Source organism: Paraglaciecola sp. L1A13 (assembly GCF_009796745.1).
Lineage (GTDB): Bacteria > Pseudomonadota > Gammaproteobacteria > Enterobacterales > Alteromonadaceae > Paraglaciecola.
Map to the genome: position 1 here is coordinate 246,551 of NZ_CP047024.1, position 17,092 is coordinate 263,642.

General features: G+C 42.6%; 11 protein-coding genes. All 11 read left to right on the forward strand.

The window, feature by feature from the left end; genetic code table 11:
- Position 1 precedes the first annotated feature (1 nt).
- Complete coding sequence (locus tag GQR89_RS01035) at positions 2–340, forward strand: CU044_2847 family protein (protein ID WP_158768337.1); 339 nt, start codon at positions 2–4, stop codon at positions 338–340.
- Positions 337–3,033 carry an NACHT domain-containing NTPase gene (locus GQR89_RS01040; protein ID WP_158768338.1) on the forward strand — a complete coding sequence of 899 codons (2,697 nt, stop codon included), beginning with the start codon at positions 337–339 and terminating at the stop codon, positions 3,031–3,033. The genes GQR89_RS01035 and GQR89_RS01040 overlap by 4 nt, the downstream gene beginning before the upstream one ends.
- The gene (locus tag GQR89_RS01045; protein ID WP_158768339.1) at positions 3,017–3,484 is read left to right on the forward strand and encodes a dCMP deaminase family protein; all 468 of its coding nucleotides are present in this window, start codon (positions 3,017–3,019) and stop codon (positions 3,482–3,484) included. The genes GQR89_RS01040 and GQR89_RS01045 overlap by 17 nt, the downstream gene beginning before the upstream one ends.
- 366 nt (positions 3,485–3,850) lie before the next feature.
- Entirely contained in the window at positions 3,851–4,267 is a 417-nt protein-coding gene (locus tag GQR89_RS01050) for an MAPEG family protein (RefSeq protein WP_158768340.1), read from the forward strand.
- Between the two features lie 796 nt (positions 4,268–5,063).
- Positions 5,064–6,146 (forward strand): hypothetical protein, encoded by a 1,083-nt coding sequence (locus GQR89_RS01055; RefSeq protein WP_233269043.1) that lies wholly within the window; start codon positions 5,064–5,066, stop codon positions 6,144–6,146.
- Positions 6,146–8,716, forward strand: a complete 2,571-nt coding sequence (locus GQR89_RS01060; protein WP_158768341.1) for a hypothetical protein — start codon at positions 6,146–6,148, stop codon at positions 8,714–8,716. The genes GQR89_RS01055 and GQR89_RS01060 overlap by 1 nt, the downstream gene beginning before the upstream one ends.
- Positions 8,713–8,904, forward strand: a complete 192-nt coding sequence (locus GQR89_RS01065; protein WP_158768342.1) for a hypothetical protein — start codon at positions 8,713–8,715, stop codon at positions 8,902–8,904. The genes GQR89_RS01060 and GQR89_RS01065 overlap by 4 nt, the downstream gene beginning before the upstream one ends.
- Positions 8,901–9,203, forward strand: a complete 303-nt coding sequence (locus GQR89_RS01070; RefSeq protein WP_158768343.1) for a hypothetical protein — start codon at positions 8,901–8,903, stop codon at positions 9,201–9,203. Before GQR89_RS01065 ends, GQR89_RS01070 begins: the two co-directional genes overlap by 4 nt.
- A gap of 832 nt (positions 9,204–10,035) precedes the next feature.
- Entirely contained in the window at positions 10,036–12,009 is a 1,974-nt protein-coding gene (locus tag GQR89_RS01075; RefSeq protein ID WP_158768344.1) for a choline BCCT transporter BetT, read from the forward strand.
- 607 nt (positions 12,010–12,616) lie between these two features.
- Positions 12,617–15,442 (forward strand): TonB-dependent siderophore receptor, encoded by a 2,826-nt coding sequence (locus tag GQR89_RS01080; RefSeq protein WP_158768345.1) that lies wholly within the window; start codon positions 12,617–12,619, stop codon positions 15,440–15,442.
- A gap of 34 nt (positions 15,443–15,476) precedes the next feature.
- Positions 15,477–17,075: an amidohydrolase gene (locus GQR89_RS01085; protein WP_158768346.1), complete on the forward strand. Its 1,599-nt coding sequence runs from the start codon at positions 15,477–15,479 to the stop codon at positions 17,073–17,075.
- The last annotated feature ends 17 nt before the right edge of the window (positions 17,076–17,092 follow it).

Below are 17,092 nucleotides of genomic sequence, written 5' to 3' on the forward strand. Positions count from 1 at the left end.
CATGACGCAATTCGTTAAGCTTGAACTAGACAATAATAAGACTATCTTCATTGAGGCGACAGAGGATGTCTTAATAGAAAAACAAGAGGAAGGTGAAGTATTTGCTTCCACTGAAGATCGGATAAACAATGTTACAGCTAATTTGAAAGAAGCTCTTTCACCTGTTTCGGGATTGGTTAGTGCTGCCGTTGAATCTATTAAGGATGTTGCTGTTGCTCCAGATTCTATTGAAGTTGAATTTGGCTTGAAATTTAGCGCTGACGCAAATGTTATCGTTAGTAAGGTTAGTGGAGAAGTTACTCTAAAAATCAAAGCTGTCTGGAAGAACAACGATAAATGAGCTCCCTTGCCAGCATAACCGTTAAAATAACGAAATCAAATGGTGAAATCTCTGGCCAAGGGTGGCTAATTTCAAACAAGAAAATAGTCACTTGCGCGCACGTTATCAATCACTCTTTGAATCGAAAGGAATATTGTGACGTTAAACCGACAGAAAAAGATTTGGTGACAGTGCATTACCGCAGTTCACCTAATTCAATCGAAATGGAAAAGGTAATTTGCAAGGTTGCAAAATGGTTGGAACCGAAGAAAAATGAACAAGGATTTTATAGCGGTGATGTTGCGGTATTGGTGCCATGTTCACAAGGTATTGAGCTTGAGCTTGAGCATGATATATTGCAGGTGTGGTCTGAACCAATAGCAAAAGAACACTTCTCAACTTTGGCGTTTTTACCCACACATGGTCGAGGTCTTTCATGCGACGGAGTCGTAGGTGAATTAATTGGAGATCGATTTGAGCTTAAACCTAATAGTTTAGAGCAAGCTCCACGTCAGGGGTATAGCGGTAGCCCTGTGATATCGAATAAAAAGGTAATTGGTATCGTTGGGTCAACTAATAAGGATGGCAAGGTTGCATATGCAATACCCGTGAGTGCGTTTTATGGGTTGAATATTGACTTGATTCAAGAAACTAAAGCTGAACAACATTTTGATCATATGAAGTTGCTTTTAAGGAAATTGAAAAGTAAAGATCAAAGAAATGAAGCAAGTGATTTTGAACTTCGTTTAAATGAACGAACTAATACATCTTTAGGCTTCATAAATATGATGGTCCCACAGTTGGATAATTATGGTCCTAATGATTTAACAGCAAAACAGTTTTATTCGAGACTTCAATATCCTAATTTAATTAGAATTGCAGCTTCAGGTGGCAGTGGAAAGTCACACTTCCTTCTTGATCTTGTGCGCAATTTAGCTCATTCCGATTGTGCTGTTTTTTGGTTAAACTTGGCGAAAACCCCAAATGTTTTCGAAGGTTATGAAAATTTATTTGATGAAACAGCATTAAACTCTAAATTTGAAGAACTTAAAATAATTAAAAAATGTAAACCCTCCGCGCAAATTTATGTAATAGCAGATGGGTTGAACGAGAAGCAGACTAATAAGAGAAAGGTTCTTGGATGTTTGGAAAAGTTGTATAATCAACGATCAGTAACGGTAATCGTTGGAGACAGGCTTTCAGAAAATTTAGAAAGTTCAGAATTTAAACAGTATACAATGGCGCCCTTATCAAAAAGCATAATTGCATCGTCATTAAATAGTTCTTCTGCCGATGAGAAACTGGACACTAATTGGGAGAAATTGCTTAGTAGTCCATTCTTCTTATCAATTTACATTAATCTTTCGTTGGAAAAAAAGACACATGCTCAGTATAGACATGAATTAATGAGAGAGTACTTTTTGAACCATGTGTTTACGGAAAACAAGTCTGATGAGACGAAAAATAAGTCAATACTCGCAGCCGCAAAAGTAGCATATAATATGTATAAGGAACATAAAAGTCCAATTGCGCTAGAAGACAAATGGAATGAGGCGGGATTGGATAATGAATTGATGGATTTATTAAAAGAATCTGGAACTCTTATTAAGGATGATAAAGATTATTTAGGATTTCAGCACCAACTGTTTCACGATTGGCTCGCAGCTCTTCACGTCGCAGAAAATAATAAACTATGGGAGAAGAAGCACTTTGATTATATTTCAATCAAAAAACTCTCCATTGAGTCTATCATTTTCGCTTCTGAAATTACTCAAAAAAGTGGAAAAATAACAGATTTCCTAGTTGCACTTTATGATTGGGACTATCGATATGTCTTGAGGATTTTAGCTGACTTTGATTCTAAGTTTGATGCTATTCCGAACCATATAGAACTTGAATTTAGAGATGCTATCTTTGCGTTGAATGCTTTAAGGGCTTCAGATATCTTTGAGCATACAAGACAGGGTATAAAAGAGTATTTGGATTGTTACCAGTTGATGGGAAACTCATTGGAAATAAACTTTGATAGCTCTCCAGACGAAATTATTTGTGCTTATAAAAAGCGATATGCATGTAAACCTCTAACTAATGGGCGAATGGGTAAGTTTCGTAGTGTATTTTTAAGCGATAAAATAGAAACTTTAAAGGAAAACGAGCAAATTACCTTGATGAATGCACTTTTAGAAGACCCTGTAATTGGTTGGACTGCATCGAATATATTGAGGTTACAAACACTAACTAGCGAAAATGTGCTTTATATAATCGCTATATTCAACTCAATGCATGTGTATGACATTAAAAACAAGCAGTCTATCATTGGTATAAGGTGGCGAATTGTCCATCTTTTGGGTTCTGCTTCTAGGCATAACCTAGCTAGAGATAAATTGTTAGAAGTATTATTTGATAAAGAAGAGTATGAATGGGTAAGGTTTGGTGCAGCTCGAAGTTTGATGGAACAAGCATCTTCAACTAAGAGTACTGAAATATGCTCCGAAATAATTAATCAAATTACTCGAAATTTTTCAAGTATAGATTCGCGACTTATTAGAGCTGAGATATTAAATACAACCAAGTTAGCTTCCGGAGTAATTAGTAGCTCTAAATGGAAGGATCTGGTTTTTGAATTGGTCAAAAACGGTTATGAATGCTTAGAGAGTGATAGCTCTTCTGAGAAAAAAAACTGGGGAAAGAGATTAAATGAGCTTAATTCATAGCAAATTAACGTCTTGGGACCAAAGATATTTTGAATTGGCTCAAGTGGTTGGGAGTTGGAGTAAAGATCGAAGTACAAAGATTGGTTGTGTGATTGTGGGTCCTCACAACGAAATCCGCTCGACTGGTTTCAACGGTTTTCCAAGAGATGCCGACGATGATTTGGACGAAAGACACTCAAGACCAGCGAAATATAAATGGACGGAACATGCAGAAAGGAACGCTATTTACAATGCGGCTCGTGCTGGGATCTCTCTAGATGGTTGTCGTATGTACTTACCTTGGTTTCCTTGTATGGACTGTGCAAGAGCGATCGTACAATCAGGCATTTCCGAACTGATAGCATTTTCACCAAATTTAGAAGATCAAAAGTGGGGAGAAGATTTTCGCTTCGCATTAGATTTATTCGAAGAATGTAGTGTTAATGTGCGATTTGTAGAAATCGAAGTATAGACTCAATTAAATGGACAGCCATCTAAGTGACTAAAGTCGGCACAGCCGATGCTCTTCTCTTTTGCTCTACCTTTGCATATACGTTCGCCAATTGTCTGGTGAATGATCTTCCCCTAACTCTGTAGACACTTTTTACTTAGAAACCGAAGTAAGAACTTGTTAAGCCACCCATCTCAATAGCCCCACAAAATACCTCCAAAATGGTTGTTTTTAATAAACTTGGCGCGATGGTAATTCTTATAATCAACCCTGTACCTGTTACATTCCATCAAGATGAACAACACTTAATAAACTATATATCAATGACTTATATTGGGCACTAAGCTTGCTACTGTGATACCCATTAATTTATAAAAGGAAAGTGATATGTTTGATCTCGCCTATTCGGCTTACACGGCGTTCTATTTATATTTGGTGATGTTACTCGTGCAGTGGATGGTCGCGACGTTTAGTAAGGCTAAGCAACCAAATGCGATCCCTGGGAAAATAGATGAAAACTTATCCCACGACAGTTTTGTATTCAGATCTCATCGTACTTTCCAAAATACCCTAGAGAACAGTGCGCTGTTTGTTGGGACGGTTCTTTTTGCATTTGTGCTTAATTATCAGAGCCCTGTATTTGCTATTTGTGTGTGGACCTACGTTATTGCGAGGGTTGTGCATATGGTGCTGTACTACGCAATTTCCACGGAGAAAAACCCTAGCCCACGTACCTATTTCTTTTTAATTGGGCTATTGGCGAATGTGGTTATGTTAGTAGTAGTCGGGCTAAGGTTAATTTAGTAACAGAGTACGGTATCGTGAAGTGCCTTTTATCATGACACCCATGATAGGCACTTCAGACCTCGATCAACTTGCGTTCTTAGTCAGCCCTTTATCATGACACCCATGATAAGCACTTCAGACTTCGATCAACTTGCGTTCTCAGTCCGCCCTTTATCATGACACCCATGATAGGCACTTCCGACTTCGATCAACTTGCGTTCTTAGTCCGCTCTTTATCATGACACCCATGATAGGTATTTCCGACTTCGATCAACTTGCGTTCTTAGTCAGCCCTTTATCATGATACCCAAGATAGGCACTTCCGACTTCGATCAACTCGTGTTCTTAGTCCGCCCTTTATCATGACACCCATGATAAGCACTTCAGACTTCGATCAACTTGCGTTCTCAGTCCGCCCTTTATCATGACACCCATGATAGGCACTTCCGACTTCGATCAACTCGTGTTCTTAGTCCGCCCTTTATCATGACACCCATGATAAGCACTTCAGACTTCGTTTAACTTGCGTTCTTAGTCCGCCTTTTATCATGACACCCATGATAGGCACTTCAGACTTCGATTAACTTGCGTTTTTAGTGCGCATTAATTGAAACCTCATACCTATCACGCAATTCACATACCTAATCTATACGCAAACACCATTGATAACATCGCAATAAATTTGCCATAATCTTAGCCATTTACTTTCTCTGACACGTAAAACCTTCACCAATAACTATTTAACACTTTGATTTGCAATACATTTTTTGTTGTTATAGTTTATTCGTAAATGTCGATAAAAATGGAATTTTTCGTGCTCTCACGTCAATACCCTCTGCTTTTTTTACTTAGCCTGTTTTCGGTTGTATTTGTGTCTGGTTGTGCGGTTGATAAGCGCCCAGATGCGTATTCGAACGCGATTACGGTTAGTAGTGCGTTTCCTGCGCATGGTAGCGCAAAGGCTCAGTACGCTGCGCTGCAACAAGCCTTGCTACAACGTAATTTGTTGATTGCTGATAACGGTGATGTGCTACCTGTGATGAGGGGCATGTGCGAGGCTGATATGCTGTATCGCGTGACCAGTAGCAACTTGCCACCCTATATTGGCCAGCATCAAGATGTGTTTACGGGTTTTTACCTCGATGTGGCTTTGGTGAACGGTAGCTGGAAGGTGGTGAGCACTGACAATGATTTCACGCAGTTTAGCAGCGAGTTTGACCTTGCTTTGCTTGCCAGTGTATTAACGCCGCGCATGATGCCCAGTGATGAAATTTATATTCGCCCACAGCCCGGTGTTACCGAGAATTCGTTAGCTGATTTACTGGCCTCAGTGCAAAGCTTGCTGCCGGTGAAACACACGCGTTTGGTGGTTAACAGTGCATTGCTTGAACAAGTAGAAAAAGCGGGTTATAGCGCGGTACTTGAAAATGCAGCGGCAAGGTATTTATATTTAGGGGATACCTTGAGTACGTCTGCTGCTCAAGACCGAACTTTTTTTAAACTCAATTATACCGCCAATGCTGAACTAAAGGCGTTTGCCGTTAGTACTTCGCCCGTTATAGCGTGTATGCAGGCACATAATTTTGTGCAGCCCCCAAGTAAAAAATTTATTAGCAACACGAAAGCAAATGACTTACCTAGCGTGGTGAATGTATTGCCCAGTAATGCAGATTTTAGCCAGTTAGCTAAGCAGCAAAGTTTGTTTACCTCAGGTCAATATTTGACGATTAATGGCGATGTACTGAAGTACTCGACCTATCAAAAATTACAGTCCGGCAGTCGTTGCAGCCGCCTTGCACCGAGTGACCCATTGTACAAATACTGTGAAGATCGTAAGCAAGACGTGAGTACCGACTATATACGCCGTAAAGCCACCATGAGAAAGCAGGGTAATTGATGTTAGCTAAGGGCGCTGGTCAGGTGAAGATACTGGTATTACTTGGGTTATTCGTGGTGTATGTGTGCCTTGAATTATCCCTTAACTTACTGCTAATCGATATGTACGCTAAGCCGCTAGAAGCGGTATTTGGTGAGTACCAACTCACCGCAGAGCGCTTGGAATTATTTGGCCGTACCTTGTCGGGCTTCGGTTTAGCCTTGGGTATTATTTCATTTATGCCAGGCCATATATTTAATATTTTGGGCGAAGCTAAAGACACAGTCGACACTCAGACAGAGCAGGGTATTAACAAACTTGGTAAATGGGTGTTCAGGCCAATTGCATTTGTGTTGTTGTGGGCGTTGATTATTCCGTCACTGCGCATTGTGATTGATGGCGTGGTAGATAGCACCTCGAACGAGAAAAAACTCAGTGCGGTACGGGCAATCGTCTATAAAGAGGCCTATTTGGCTGAATCTGTGACCATTGAAGGCTTTCCTGAATTTGATGAGATAGTGAGTGACCCGCAGCGTAAAGATTTAGTGGTGGCGCTTATTCCTTCATTGGCGTATTTCTCGGGTGGGTTTAATCATTTAATTGAATCAAACTTGCAAAATATGGCGGATGTATTTTTACAAAATCGCCAAGAAGAAACCTTTAGCAAAGATGCACTGCCGCGCATTCGTAAATTCGATGGTATTTATAAAGCGGAGTGGGCCAGTTATAAAAAGGCCAGGCAAGACTATACCGAGGCCAGCAGACGGGAAAACAACTTTGCTTTGCTTGAGCAAGAACGTAACGAGCTGTTGAACCAAGCTAACGAGCGGATTAATCAGCACTGGAAGGTATATTCAGACGAGTTGATAAAGGCGGATGATTTTCGTAAAGACTACGCCGAGAATGAAAATATCGTTAAGGTGTACCGTGATATCCGCAATAAGTACCAAAGCTCGAAGTGCGACCGCGAGTGTCATGATTTTTATCGAGCTGAATTTGCTAAATATCTGAATAACCTAACTTTTGAAGACGGCGAACGCTTTGGTGTGTATTTACAGGCTGACGAAGTTAATTTAACCAAAATTCTTAAATCGAAATATCAACTTATGGGCATGTTTACCCGTGGCCGCCGAGCGTATTTACATCGGGCATATGGTATTTCAGAAGAAATGGAGTATGAACAATACGTGCAGTCGCCCGTTGCTACCAATGTGGCGATTGCCGTGTTTACAGAAAATGATGTGCATGTGGCCAAAGAGTGGACCATGAATGACATGCGCCCGTTGCGACAAGCCATCACCAATAAATACAAAGGCCGTGCTGAGGCGCTGTGGGTGAAATACCAAGACGGCTCGAGCTTTGGTGGTGTGCCAGAGAAAAACCTAGATAGGGTCGACTTTGCTCGTTTGTATGAAATAAAAGTACTGGCGAAAATTGCGCTTGGCCCTTACTACATGGAAAGCTTTACCCCAAGCATTGCAGAAAGTCGCTACAAGAAGATGTGGCTGGCTAGCCAAGACAATATTTCGTTTATTAAAATGGTCACATCGACTGCCGCCACCGCTGCGTTTTCACCTGGCGGTAGCATGTTTCAGCTGGGCAAAGACGCCGTTAAATTAGCGGTTATCCCCCCGGTGAGTATTGCGGCAAGTTTGCTGGCGATTTTCTTGTTATTTATCAAGCTGGGCATGTACTTGTGGGCACGCAGCAAAGTGTATTTGTTGGTGGCCATGGGGCTGGGCGTGTTCGCCTTTGGCATACCTGTGGGCAAGTCGGTAATGGGCGAGAACTCTTATCACGGCATGATGGTCGCCTTTGCCGAGGAATTCAGTGATGTAGACACCTTCGATAAAACGTTCACCGTGGGGTTTGGTTACGTACTGGATTTAGAGAACGGTATTTTCAAAACCTATCGTGACTTTGCTGTGGTTGATGCGGTGGCAAGTGTAGTACACAAAAAACTGCCGCGAGACGAAAATGGATTACCCGTTGCGCATAGCGAAACAGCGCGCTTCTCGCTACGTAGCTATGACGACCTCGCGTATTCGATGCTTGATTTTGCGCCTGAAATGCTCGGCATCGGCGAGGTGACAGCGCCTTTTGACACCAACATTACTCTGCTCAAGCAAGACATGAACGTAGGCGCGTATTTAGGCGTACGTTTAGCCGATAATAAAGTGGCAGAAGTGAGCATGCCTAACTTTATGCAAGGCACCGACATCGGCCTTATTGCTGAGCAGCGTTTATTTTATCAGCCCGACTGGCAATCGTTAGCGCTGGAATATGTATCGAACGTGGACGACCCCTCGTATTGGCTGCAATTGGCCCAAGGGGATATTGCCAAAGAAACCCTTATGCAGCGCCTTGAGCATAATATGGCTAGCTACTTAAATGACATGCCAGCCACGTTAGCGTTACTCAATAATCTAAACGAGAAAGGCCAGAATAACCTGATTTTACTCGAACTTGAGCGCAGCAAACGATACCGCTGCTTTGTGCTGGGCACAGTGACGGCGAAAATGATCAGTGAGTCGATTGAAACCAATACGATTGCATATGAAGAACTCCCAGATTGTAAGGCAAGGCTATGATGAACAAGGTAATTGATTTCGCAAAAGAATGGATAGCAGACAACCTAATACTGGTGCTTTTAATGGTCGCCATGTTTGTTGGTATGCAGTATTTATTTTATCAACAAAGTCAGGCCTTAGGCGAAGCGGCCCAGCAAGTTGAAGTACTCAAACTAAAAATATCATTGACGATGGAACAGCAAAAATGACCGAACAAACAAAAGCCCCTTTTATCTCATTCAAATTCGATGTAATGACTTTTTTAGCCCTGTGCGGTGCAATGTACCTAGCGTACACCGCCCACACCGCCAATATGGAAAACACCGCTAAGCTCAACGCGCTACTCACCAAGTACGAACACACACTTGACGCCGCCATCGCCGGTGACGAAGTCACCCTAAAACGCTACCGCAACAACATTAAAAAGACCCTAGATTCCCTATCACCCAAAGAACGCGAACTCATGTTGGCACTATTAAAAGTAGAACGCGAAGGTAAAGCGGACTAAGTACTGGTGATTGATAGGCCTACGCTCACGTTCCAGCTTCGTAAGATGATCTAGAACATCGTTATCATCACCCGCATCTTTATCATGACACCCATGATAACTAACCCTATCAAAAGCAGAGCGCGAAGGTAAAGATGATTAGGTGTTAATGATTAGAGTTGGACGCTGTTTACCGTATTCGCGATAGTGCATTGAGCAAAGGCTCTTATCATGACACCCATGATAATTAGGCCTATCAACTAGTCGAAGTTAGGCATTGAGGTTACGGGGATCTGATTGTGGACTACGGATATTTTTATTATGACACCCATGTTAACTGGCCTTATCAAAAGCACATCCTTATCATGACACCCATGATAATTCTCGCCTAGAGTTGGCCTGTATTTGACTCTCTGGCGATAGCGTTTTGTCAGAATTTTTATCATGACACCCATGTTAATTAGTCAGAGTCAGGTATTGCTATTGAGGGGCATCGTTATCATGACACCCATGTTAATGTCGCCCATGTAAATGCCAATGGAAGACAAGCTAATTATCATGACACCCATAATAAATAAGCTCATAAAAGTGGGTGAGACTACGAGTTGTTATTGGGGGAATTTAACAAGTGGGCTTATATAACTTGTCCGTGCTTAAACTTATAAAATGCACATTCAAGTACTTAGCTAATTACGGATACATGACTGCTTGTGTTATTGATAGGGCTAGATTTGAATGGCCTATAAGGATTGATTTTTGACGCTGTGCTAGGATGGGTTATCGTGTATCAAGCTAAGCCGACACCTAAAACGAATAAAAAGCGTGGTTAAGCAACACATAAAGGCGAAACATATTGAATCCAATCAGTTCTTCTAAGCATCTAAATAAAATCGTTTTTCTCGGTTCGTCGAGCGCCATCATCGCCTTACTCCTTTTTGCGTTACTTTCCCCTCAGTTAGCTGATCAAACCTTTTCGCAGCTGCAAACCATTATTGTGGATAACGGGAGTTGGTTTTATGTGTTAACGGTCGCTACGATTTTAATTTTTGTTATGTATTTGGCCATATCGAGGCATAGTCAAATTAAGCTGGGGCCGGATCACGCTGAGCCTGATTATTCATTTGTTTCGTGGCTTTCAATGTTGTTCGCGGCAGGCATGGGCATTGGCTTAATGTTTTTTGGGGTTGCAGAACCTTTAATGCATTTTCTTGCTCCGCCTACGGCAACACCTAGCACCATTGAGGCGGCGCGAGAAGCGATGAAGATGACGTTCTTCCATTGGGGATTGCACGCATGGGCGATATACGCTGTTGTTGCGCTTATCTTAGCTTATTTTAGTTATCGTCATAATTTACCTCTAACACTACGCTCTGCGCTTTACCCTATTATCGGCGATAAAATTTACGGCTGGCGCGGTAACGTGGTCGATATTTTCGCTGTCATCAGTACTATTTTTGGCGTAGCAACGTCACTGGGTTTGGGAGTGTTACAGATTAGCTCGGGCCTTAATTATTTGTTCGGCTTCCCTATATCTGAGCCCTACCAATTGCTGTTGATTGTGGCAATCACTGGTTTGGCTATTGTCTCGGTTGTCAGTGGTTTAGATAAGGGAATTCGCATATTGTCTGAATTTAATATGCTGCTGGCGATTGGCTTACTGGTGTTTATTTTACTAGCTGGACCTACCGTATTTTTGTTACAAGCGATGCTACAAAATACCGGGGCGTACTTATCTGATTTGGTACGTAATACCTTTAATCTTTTCGCTTACGACAAAAAGGACTGGTTAGGCGGCTGGACTATATTCTACTGGGGATGGTGGCTAGCGTGGGCGCCCTTTGTTGGTGTGTTTATTGCTCGTATTTCAAAGGGCCGCACCATACGAGAATTTTTGATTGGGGTATTGCTGATACCATCTATGTTCACGCTGGCGTGGATGACTATTTTTGGTAATAGCGCGATTGAGTTAGTGCTTAATCAGGGGAGTACGCAACTAGCGAAGCTGGCGACAGATAACACCCCGGTGGCATTATTTTTATTTCTTGAACACTTCCCTTGGTCAAATGTGATATCTGGTGTGGCGGTGCTGATGATTGTCGTGTTCTTTGTCACTTCCTGTGACTCAGGCGCCATGGTGGTTGATATGTTGTGCTCTAACGGTCAAAACGATACGCCGGTTTGGCAGCGTATTTATTGGGCCGGCGGGGTCGGTTTAGTTGCTGGCATTTTATTAATGGCTGGTGGACTAAGCGCCTTGCAAACTATGACCATAGCCAGCGCTTTGCCGTTTGCAGTGATATTACTGATATCTATGTACGGCTTAATAAAAGCCCTAAGGGTCGAAGAATACAAACGTGAAAGCATGACGCTTCATGCACCATCAGGGCAAGTCAACGCGGGTAGCGATAGCTGGAAAGAGCGATTACACACCATAGTAGACTTTCCCAATAAGCCTACGGTAGAACGCTTCGTTGAACAAACCGTCAAACAAGCATTCGACTCGGTGGCGAAAGAATTAACCTTAAAACAGATTGAAGCTAATATTAGCCAATCTGCTGAAGCGATCACATTGACGGTTCAGCATGGCGAAGACGCCGAGTTTGTATACGCGGTCTACCCAACTATTCACCATTTACCTGAATATGGTCAATCAACTGAGACCCCAGTACCTGACTCTGATGGGGAATATACCTATTACCGAGCTGATGTGCATTTAAGCGAAGGTGGGCAAAATTACGATATTATGGGTTGGTCGAAGTTAGCGGTGATCAACGATGTAATTGATCAATATCACCGCCATTTGCACTTTTTGCATTTGGCAGGTTAGGGTCTTAATTCAAATAGCGTGATTGCACCCGCGCGACAATAGCAAAGCTGTAGCTTAAATATTGTCGCGTATGGCTATTAAAATTATCAATGTTTTAGTCCCTATAATATCGGCTGTACGCCCTTTTCTTTAAACACCCGTTTATCGCCATATCCTTATCCCAATTAAAATAGCCCCATTTTATATCACCGGTATTTACGCGTTATGACTCTTAATAGGGCGCAGTGCATTTAAATAGTGCGAATTATTTTTCCATATAAATAACGATTATTTAGCCATAATATTTTCTTATAGCATGAAAAACGAATGCTTAATTAGCTGATAATAACGCCCAGCAAGATAAGAAAAATTTATACGTTTACACTTTGTTAATAGAATTTTTCATCATTGTAACCATCTGAAAAATATGAATATATTCTGATTCATATTCTATCCTTCCTGCGCAATCCAAGTTATATCCCATTAACATTCTTTAAATCAGCGATTTAGGTATGGCTTGTGCTTTTGTTCAAAGGCAACGACAAGATTGCAAATGGGTGTTAGCAAATCCAAATCCGCTCATATAAGCCGAAAAAACGCACATGTTCTTTGAACAGGAGATACACACATGAAAAGCCCAAATAGTACCAAATCCATGAAAGTAACCTATTTAGCTGCAATGATTTCCTCTTCCTTAATGGGTAGTCATGCTTTTGCACAAGAGTCGAATATCGAAGCAGAAAATCTTGACGAAATAAAAATGGAATCGATTCAAGTGACTGGTTCAAGAGTTGCTCGTGACGGCTACGACACACCAGCGCCGATCACGCTTATGACCCAAGAAGATATTAATGCCTACGCGCCCGGTAGTGTGGCTGAATTCGTTAATACCATGCCTTCAGTTACAGGCAGTACGACGGCATCTACCTCTTCGGGTTCTTTAAGTAGTGGAGCATCAGGTATTGCTGCGTTAAATTTACGTGCTTTGGGTGTCGGCAGAACGCTTGTTTTGTTTGATGGACAACGAAATGTTGTGTCAGCCTCGACTGGCGAGGTGGACACGAATACATTCCCTCAGTCACTGATCAAAAATGTAGAAATTGTGACTGGTGGTGCTTCCTCTGTGTATGGTTCAGATGCCGTTAGTGGTGTTGTGAACTTTATTCTTGATAAAGAATATGTTGGTTTTAAGTCGCAAGTTGAATATGGCGAAACGACGTACGGCGACCATGAAAACGGTAAAGTGGTTCTGACTTATGGTTCAGAGCTAGCTGGTGGTGACGGGCACTTATTACTTAGTGGTGAGTATTACTCAGCAAATGGCATTCATGACACCACACGTGACTGGGCCGAGCAGGGTTTTGTGGGCATGATTAACCCAGATACCAGTGAAGGTTCTCCTTTCTATTTAGTTGATACCGGTATTGGTATTTCTAATTATACCCCTGGTGGTTTAATTGCATCAGGTCCTTTGGAGGGGACTTATTTTGGCGTTGATGGGGCCGTTAATCAACTCGCATACGGCGCAGTATCGGGCCAATGGATGCAAGGTGGCGACTGGGAATATACAACATCGGGCATGCTTGGAACAAACTCACTGGCGGCTGATGAAGAACGAAAGAACTTGTTCGCCAGATTCAGCTATATGGTGGGCGGCGCTGAGTTGTATATGCAGGGTTCCTATGCAGAGTATGAAGGCTTAAGTTATTACATTAACCCCACGTCAAAAGGGGTAACCATTTATGCTGATAACGCCTATTTACCCTCATCTGTGTCTTCACAAATGGCTGATCTTGGCTTAGCTAGTTTTAGTTTAAATACGAGTAACGTTGACATGCCCGCCTCCGGAGCAAATAACGTGCGCGATACCACGCGTATCGTGCTAGGCGGGAATGGTGAGTTTCGATTAAGTGATAAGTTCTTCACTTGGGATGCTTATTATCAATACGGCAAAACCAAGTCTGATGAACATATGACGGGTACTTATAATACGTCACGCCTAGACTTGGCAACCGACGCAATTGTTGACCCGGATTCAGGAGAGGTGGTTTGTCGCTCTACACTAACAGACCCTTCAAATGGCTGTATTCCGCTTAACCGTTTAGGCGTTGGTGTTGGTAGTGACGAAGCATTGAGTTACGTGCTGGGGCAACCCCGTCGTATACAAGAATTTGTGCAAGATGTTGCCGCTGTAAATTTTAGCACTGGCGACATTGAAGGGTGGGCCGGTCCTATCTCAATCGCATTTGGTGCTGAATATCGCCATGAACAAATGGATGGCGATGTGGACCCTCAGTATTCGAGTGGTTGGAAATACGGAAACTATAAAGTTACGGAAGGTTCGTACAATGTAAAAGAAGCATATGTTGAGACATTGATCCCATTGATGGATGATCTAGATTTCAACGGCGCTGTGCGTTACACCGATTACAGCACCTCTGGGGGAGTGACTACTTGGAAAACCGGTCTTACCTATAGACCAATTGAAGATGCAACATTCCGTTTAACTCGCTCACGAGATATTCGGGCTCCAAATCTGAGTGAGTTATATGCTACCGGTACCGCCCGTAGCAACTCGGTAACCATAAATGGTGCTTCGGTTCCTATGATTCAAAACCTTCAAGGTAATCCTACTGTGGCACCTGAAGAAGCTGACTCTTGGGGAGCTGGCGTTATTTTAAGACCTAGTTTTATCGAAAACTTCTCTGCCACCATTGATTACTATGAAGTTGAAATTGACGGGATTATATCGTTTGTTACCGCCGATGATACGGCGGAATATTGTGTAGAGTATGGCGTGCAAAAATACTGTGACAATATGATTTATGACGCCAGCGGTACGCTACAGACGATTAATCTATTATACGACAACCTTGACTCAATGACCGCTAGAGGCGTGGATTACGACGTTACTTACGACTTTGATATGGGGGACATTTTTGACGGTGGATTAGGGGGAGTCAAGTTGCGTTTCTTGGCAACTAACTATTTAGAAAATATTATTGATAACGGTGTCACAGCGATTGATTCAGCTGGTTCAAATGCTGGCAGCACTCCGGATTGGAAATACCGAGCTTCGGTTAGTTACAACCTTGATGATATGACTTTCAACATTACCGCCCGCGGTGTAAGTGATGGTGTACTCAACAATTCATATATCGAATGTACCACTAATTGCCCTGTCAGTTCCGCACCAAACTACACCATTAATGATAACAGCGTGGATGGCAAAACCTTCTTCGACTTTTATGCTGCTAAAACTTTTACCTTTGCTGAAGATACGGATGCAGAGTTCTACGTTTCTATTCGAAATGTCTTTGACACCGACCCTGCAATGGTGGCTTATCCGGCCTCTCAGGGTTCAGAAAATCGTCCTGGCTACCTAGAAACTAACCGCGGGCTTTACGACGTACTTGGGCGTGAGTTCAAACTTGGTGTACGTGTAAATATGTAATTGGGTATTAAGTTAAATTTCAAAAGGAATCAGTATGTTTAAACAGAAATTTGTAACAGGTATTTTGGGACTGTCTTTGGTCGTGGGGCCTTTATCGGCTTTAGCTAGCGCAGATATGACGTTAAATGAGCGTATGGACGCGAAAGCAGAGCTCATTGATGCTGTGGCGAGCAAAGCCAAAGACGTTCAGGTAATGAACGATATGATTTTTAGCTTTGGTGAGCTTGGTTTTCAAGAGTTTGAGACCTCCGCTTATTTAACCAAAATACTGAATGATAACGGTTTTTCAATTGAAACTGGGATCTCAGGTATTCCTACGAGTTGGATGGCCACATGGGGAGAAGGTGAGCCCGTTATTGCGCTGGGTTCTGATATTGATGGCATCCCTAAGGCGTCGCAGAAACCTGGGGTTGCCTATCATGATCCTGTGATTGAAGGTGCGCCCGGTCATGGTGAAGGTCATAACTCAGGGCAGGTCGTGAATATAGTTGCTGCCATAGCGGTTAAAGAATATATGGAGAAAAATGGCCTCAAAGGAACCATTAAAATATGGCCGGGTGTTGCTGAAGAGCAATTAGGCACTAAGGCCTATTACGTGAGAGATGGATATTTTAAAGACGTTGATGCGGTTCTGTTTTCGCATGTATCTAATGCTTTTAGCACAAGTTGGGGCGCAGGCCGAGGTAACGGCTTAGTATCAGTACAGTATGACTTTTTTGGCGAATCGGCACACAGTGCTGGGTCACCTTGGCGTGGTCGTAGTGCACTTGATGCGGCTGAACTAATGAGCGTTGGAATGAACTATCGCCGCGAACATTTGCGCTTGTCCCAAAGAACGCATTCGATAATTGTGGATGGTGGCGATCAACCGAATGTTGTGCCGCCAAAAGCGAGTATTTGGTACTTCTTCCGTGAAACGGATTATCCACATATTAAGTCCTTGTGGGAGATTGGCGACAAAATGGCTGAGGGAGCAGCTTTAATGACCAACACTACTTGGGAGTCCACGGTACTGGGCTCTGCTTGGCCGCAGCATATGAACAAGGCTATCGCCGAAAATGCCTATTCTAATATCAAGCTGATTGGGATGCCAAAATGGTCAGATGACGATATGACCCTAGCCAAAGCACTTCAAAAAGAGATCGGCGTTGAACCTACAGGGTTGAAAACCGAGATTGAAGTGTTGTCGGATCCAATTGATCCGAAGAAAAATATGGGCGGTGGCTCAGATGATATCGGTGATGTGTCGTGGCAGGTGCCTACAATCACCTTACGTTACCCTGCCAATATCCCCAATTTACCTGGCCATAACTGGTCAAATTCCGTGGCTATGGCAACTCCTATCGCGCACAAGGGCGTGCTGGCAGGTGCAAAAGTACAAGCTTTGAATCTGTTTGACTTGATTACTAGTGATGCACTGATGGAATCAGCCTGGGATTACTACAAAGACGTGCAAACCAAGGATGAAAAGTACATTCCTTTATTAAGTGCTGAAGATACGCCTGCGATCCATTTAAACGAGCAAATAATGGCTACGTACAAAGAGCGCATGAAGAAGTTCTACTACGACCCTGCAAAATACGACACATACCTAGAGCAGTTAGGCATTACTTACCCAACAGTGAAAGAGTAAATGTGTTTACAGGCCGC

What these genes read in the sequence shown, in the direction of transcription:
- GQR89_RS01045 (WP_158768339.1), top strand. Translation starts at nt 3,017, where the DNA reads ATGAGCTTAATTCATAGCAAATTAACGTCTTGGGACCAAAGATATTTT.
- GQR89_RS01065 (WP_158768342.1), top strand. Translation starts at nt 8,713, where the DNA reads ATGATGAACAAGGTAATTGATTTCGCAAAAGAATGGATAGCAGACAAC.
- GQR89_RS01040 (WP_158768338.1), top strand. Translation starts at nt 337, where the DNA reads ATGAGCTCCCTTGCCAGCATAACCGTTAAAATAACGAAATCAAATGGT.
- GQR89_RS01050 (WP_158768340.1), top strand. Translation starts at nt 3,851, where the DNA reads ATGTTTGATCTCGCCTATTCGGCTTACACGGCGTTCTATTTATATTTG.
- GQR89_RS01085 (WP_158768346.1), top strand. Translation starts at nt 15,477, where the DNA reads ATGTTTAAACAGAAATTTGTAACAGGTATTTTGGGACTGTCTTTGGTC.
- GQR89_RS01070 (WP_158768343.1), top strand. Translation starts at nt 8,901, where the DNA reads ATGACCGAACAAACAAAAGCCCCTTTTATCTCATTCAAATTCGATGTA.
- GQR89_RS01060 (WP_158768341.1), top strand. Translation starts at nt 6,146, where the DNA reads ATGTTAGCTAAGGGCGCTGGTCAGGTGAAGATACTGGTATTACTTGGG.
- GQR89_RS01080 (WP_158768345.1), top strand. Translation starts at nt 12,617, where the DNA reads ATGAAAAGCCCAAATAGTACCAAATCCATGAAAGTAACCTATTTAGCT.
- GQR89_RS01035 (WP_158768337.1), top strand. Translation starts at nt 2, where the DNA reads ATGACGCAATTCGTTAAGCTTGAACTAGACAATAATAAGACTATCTTC.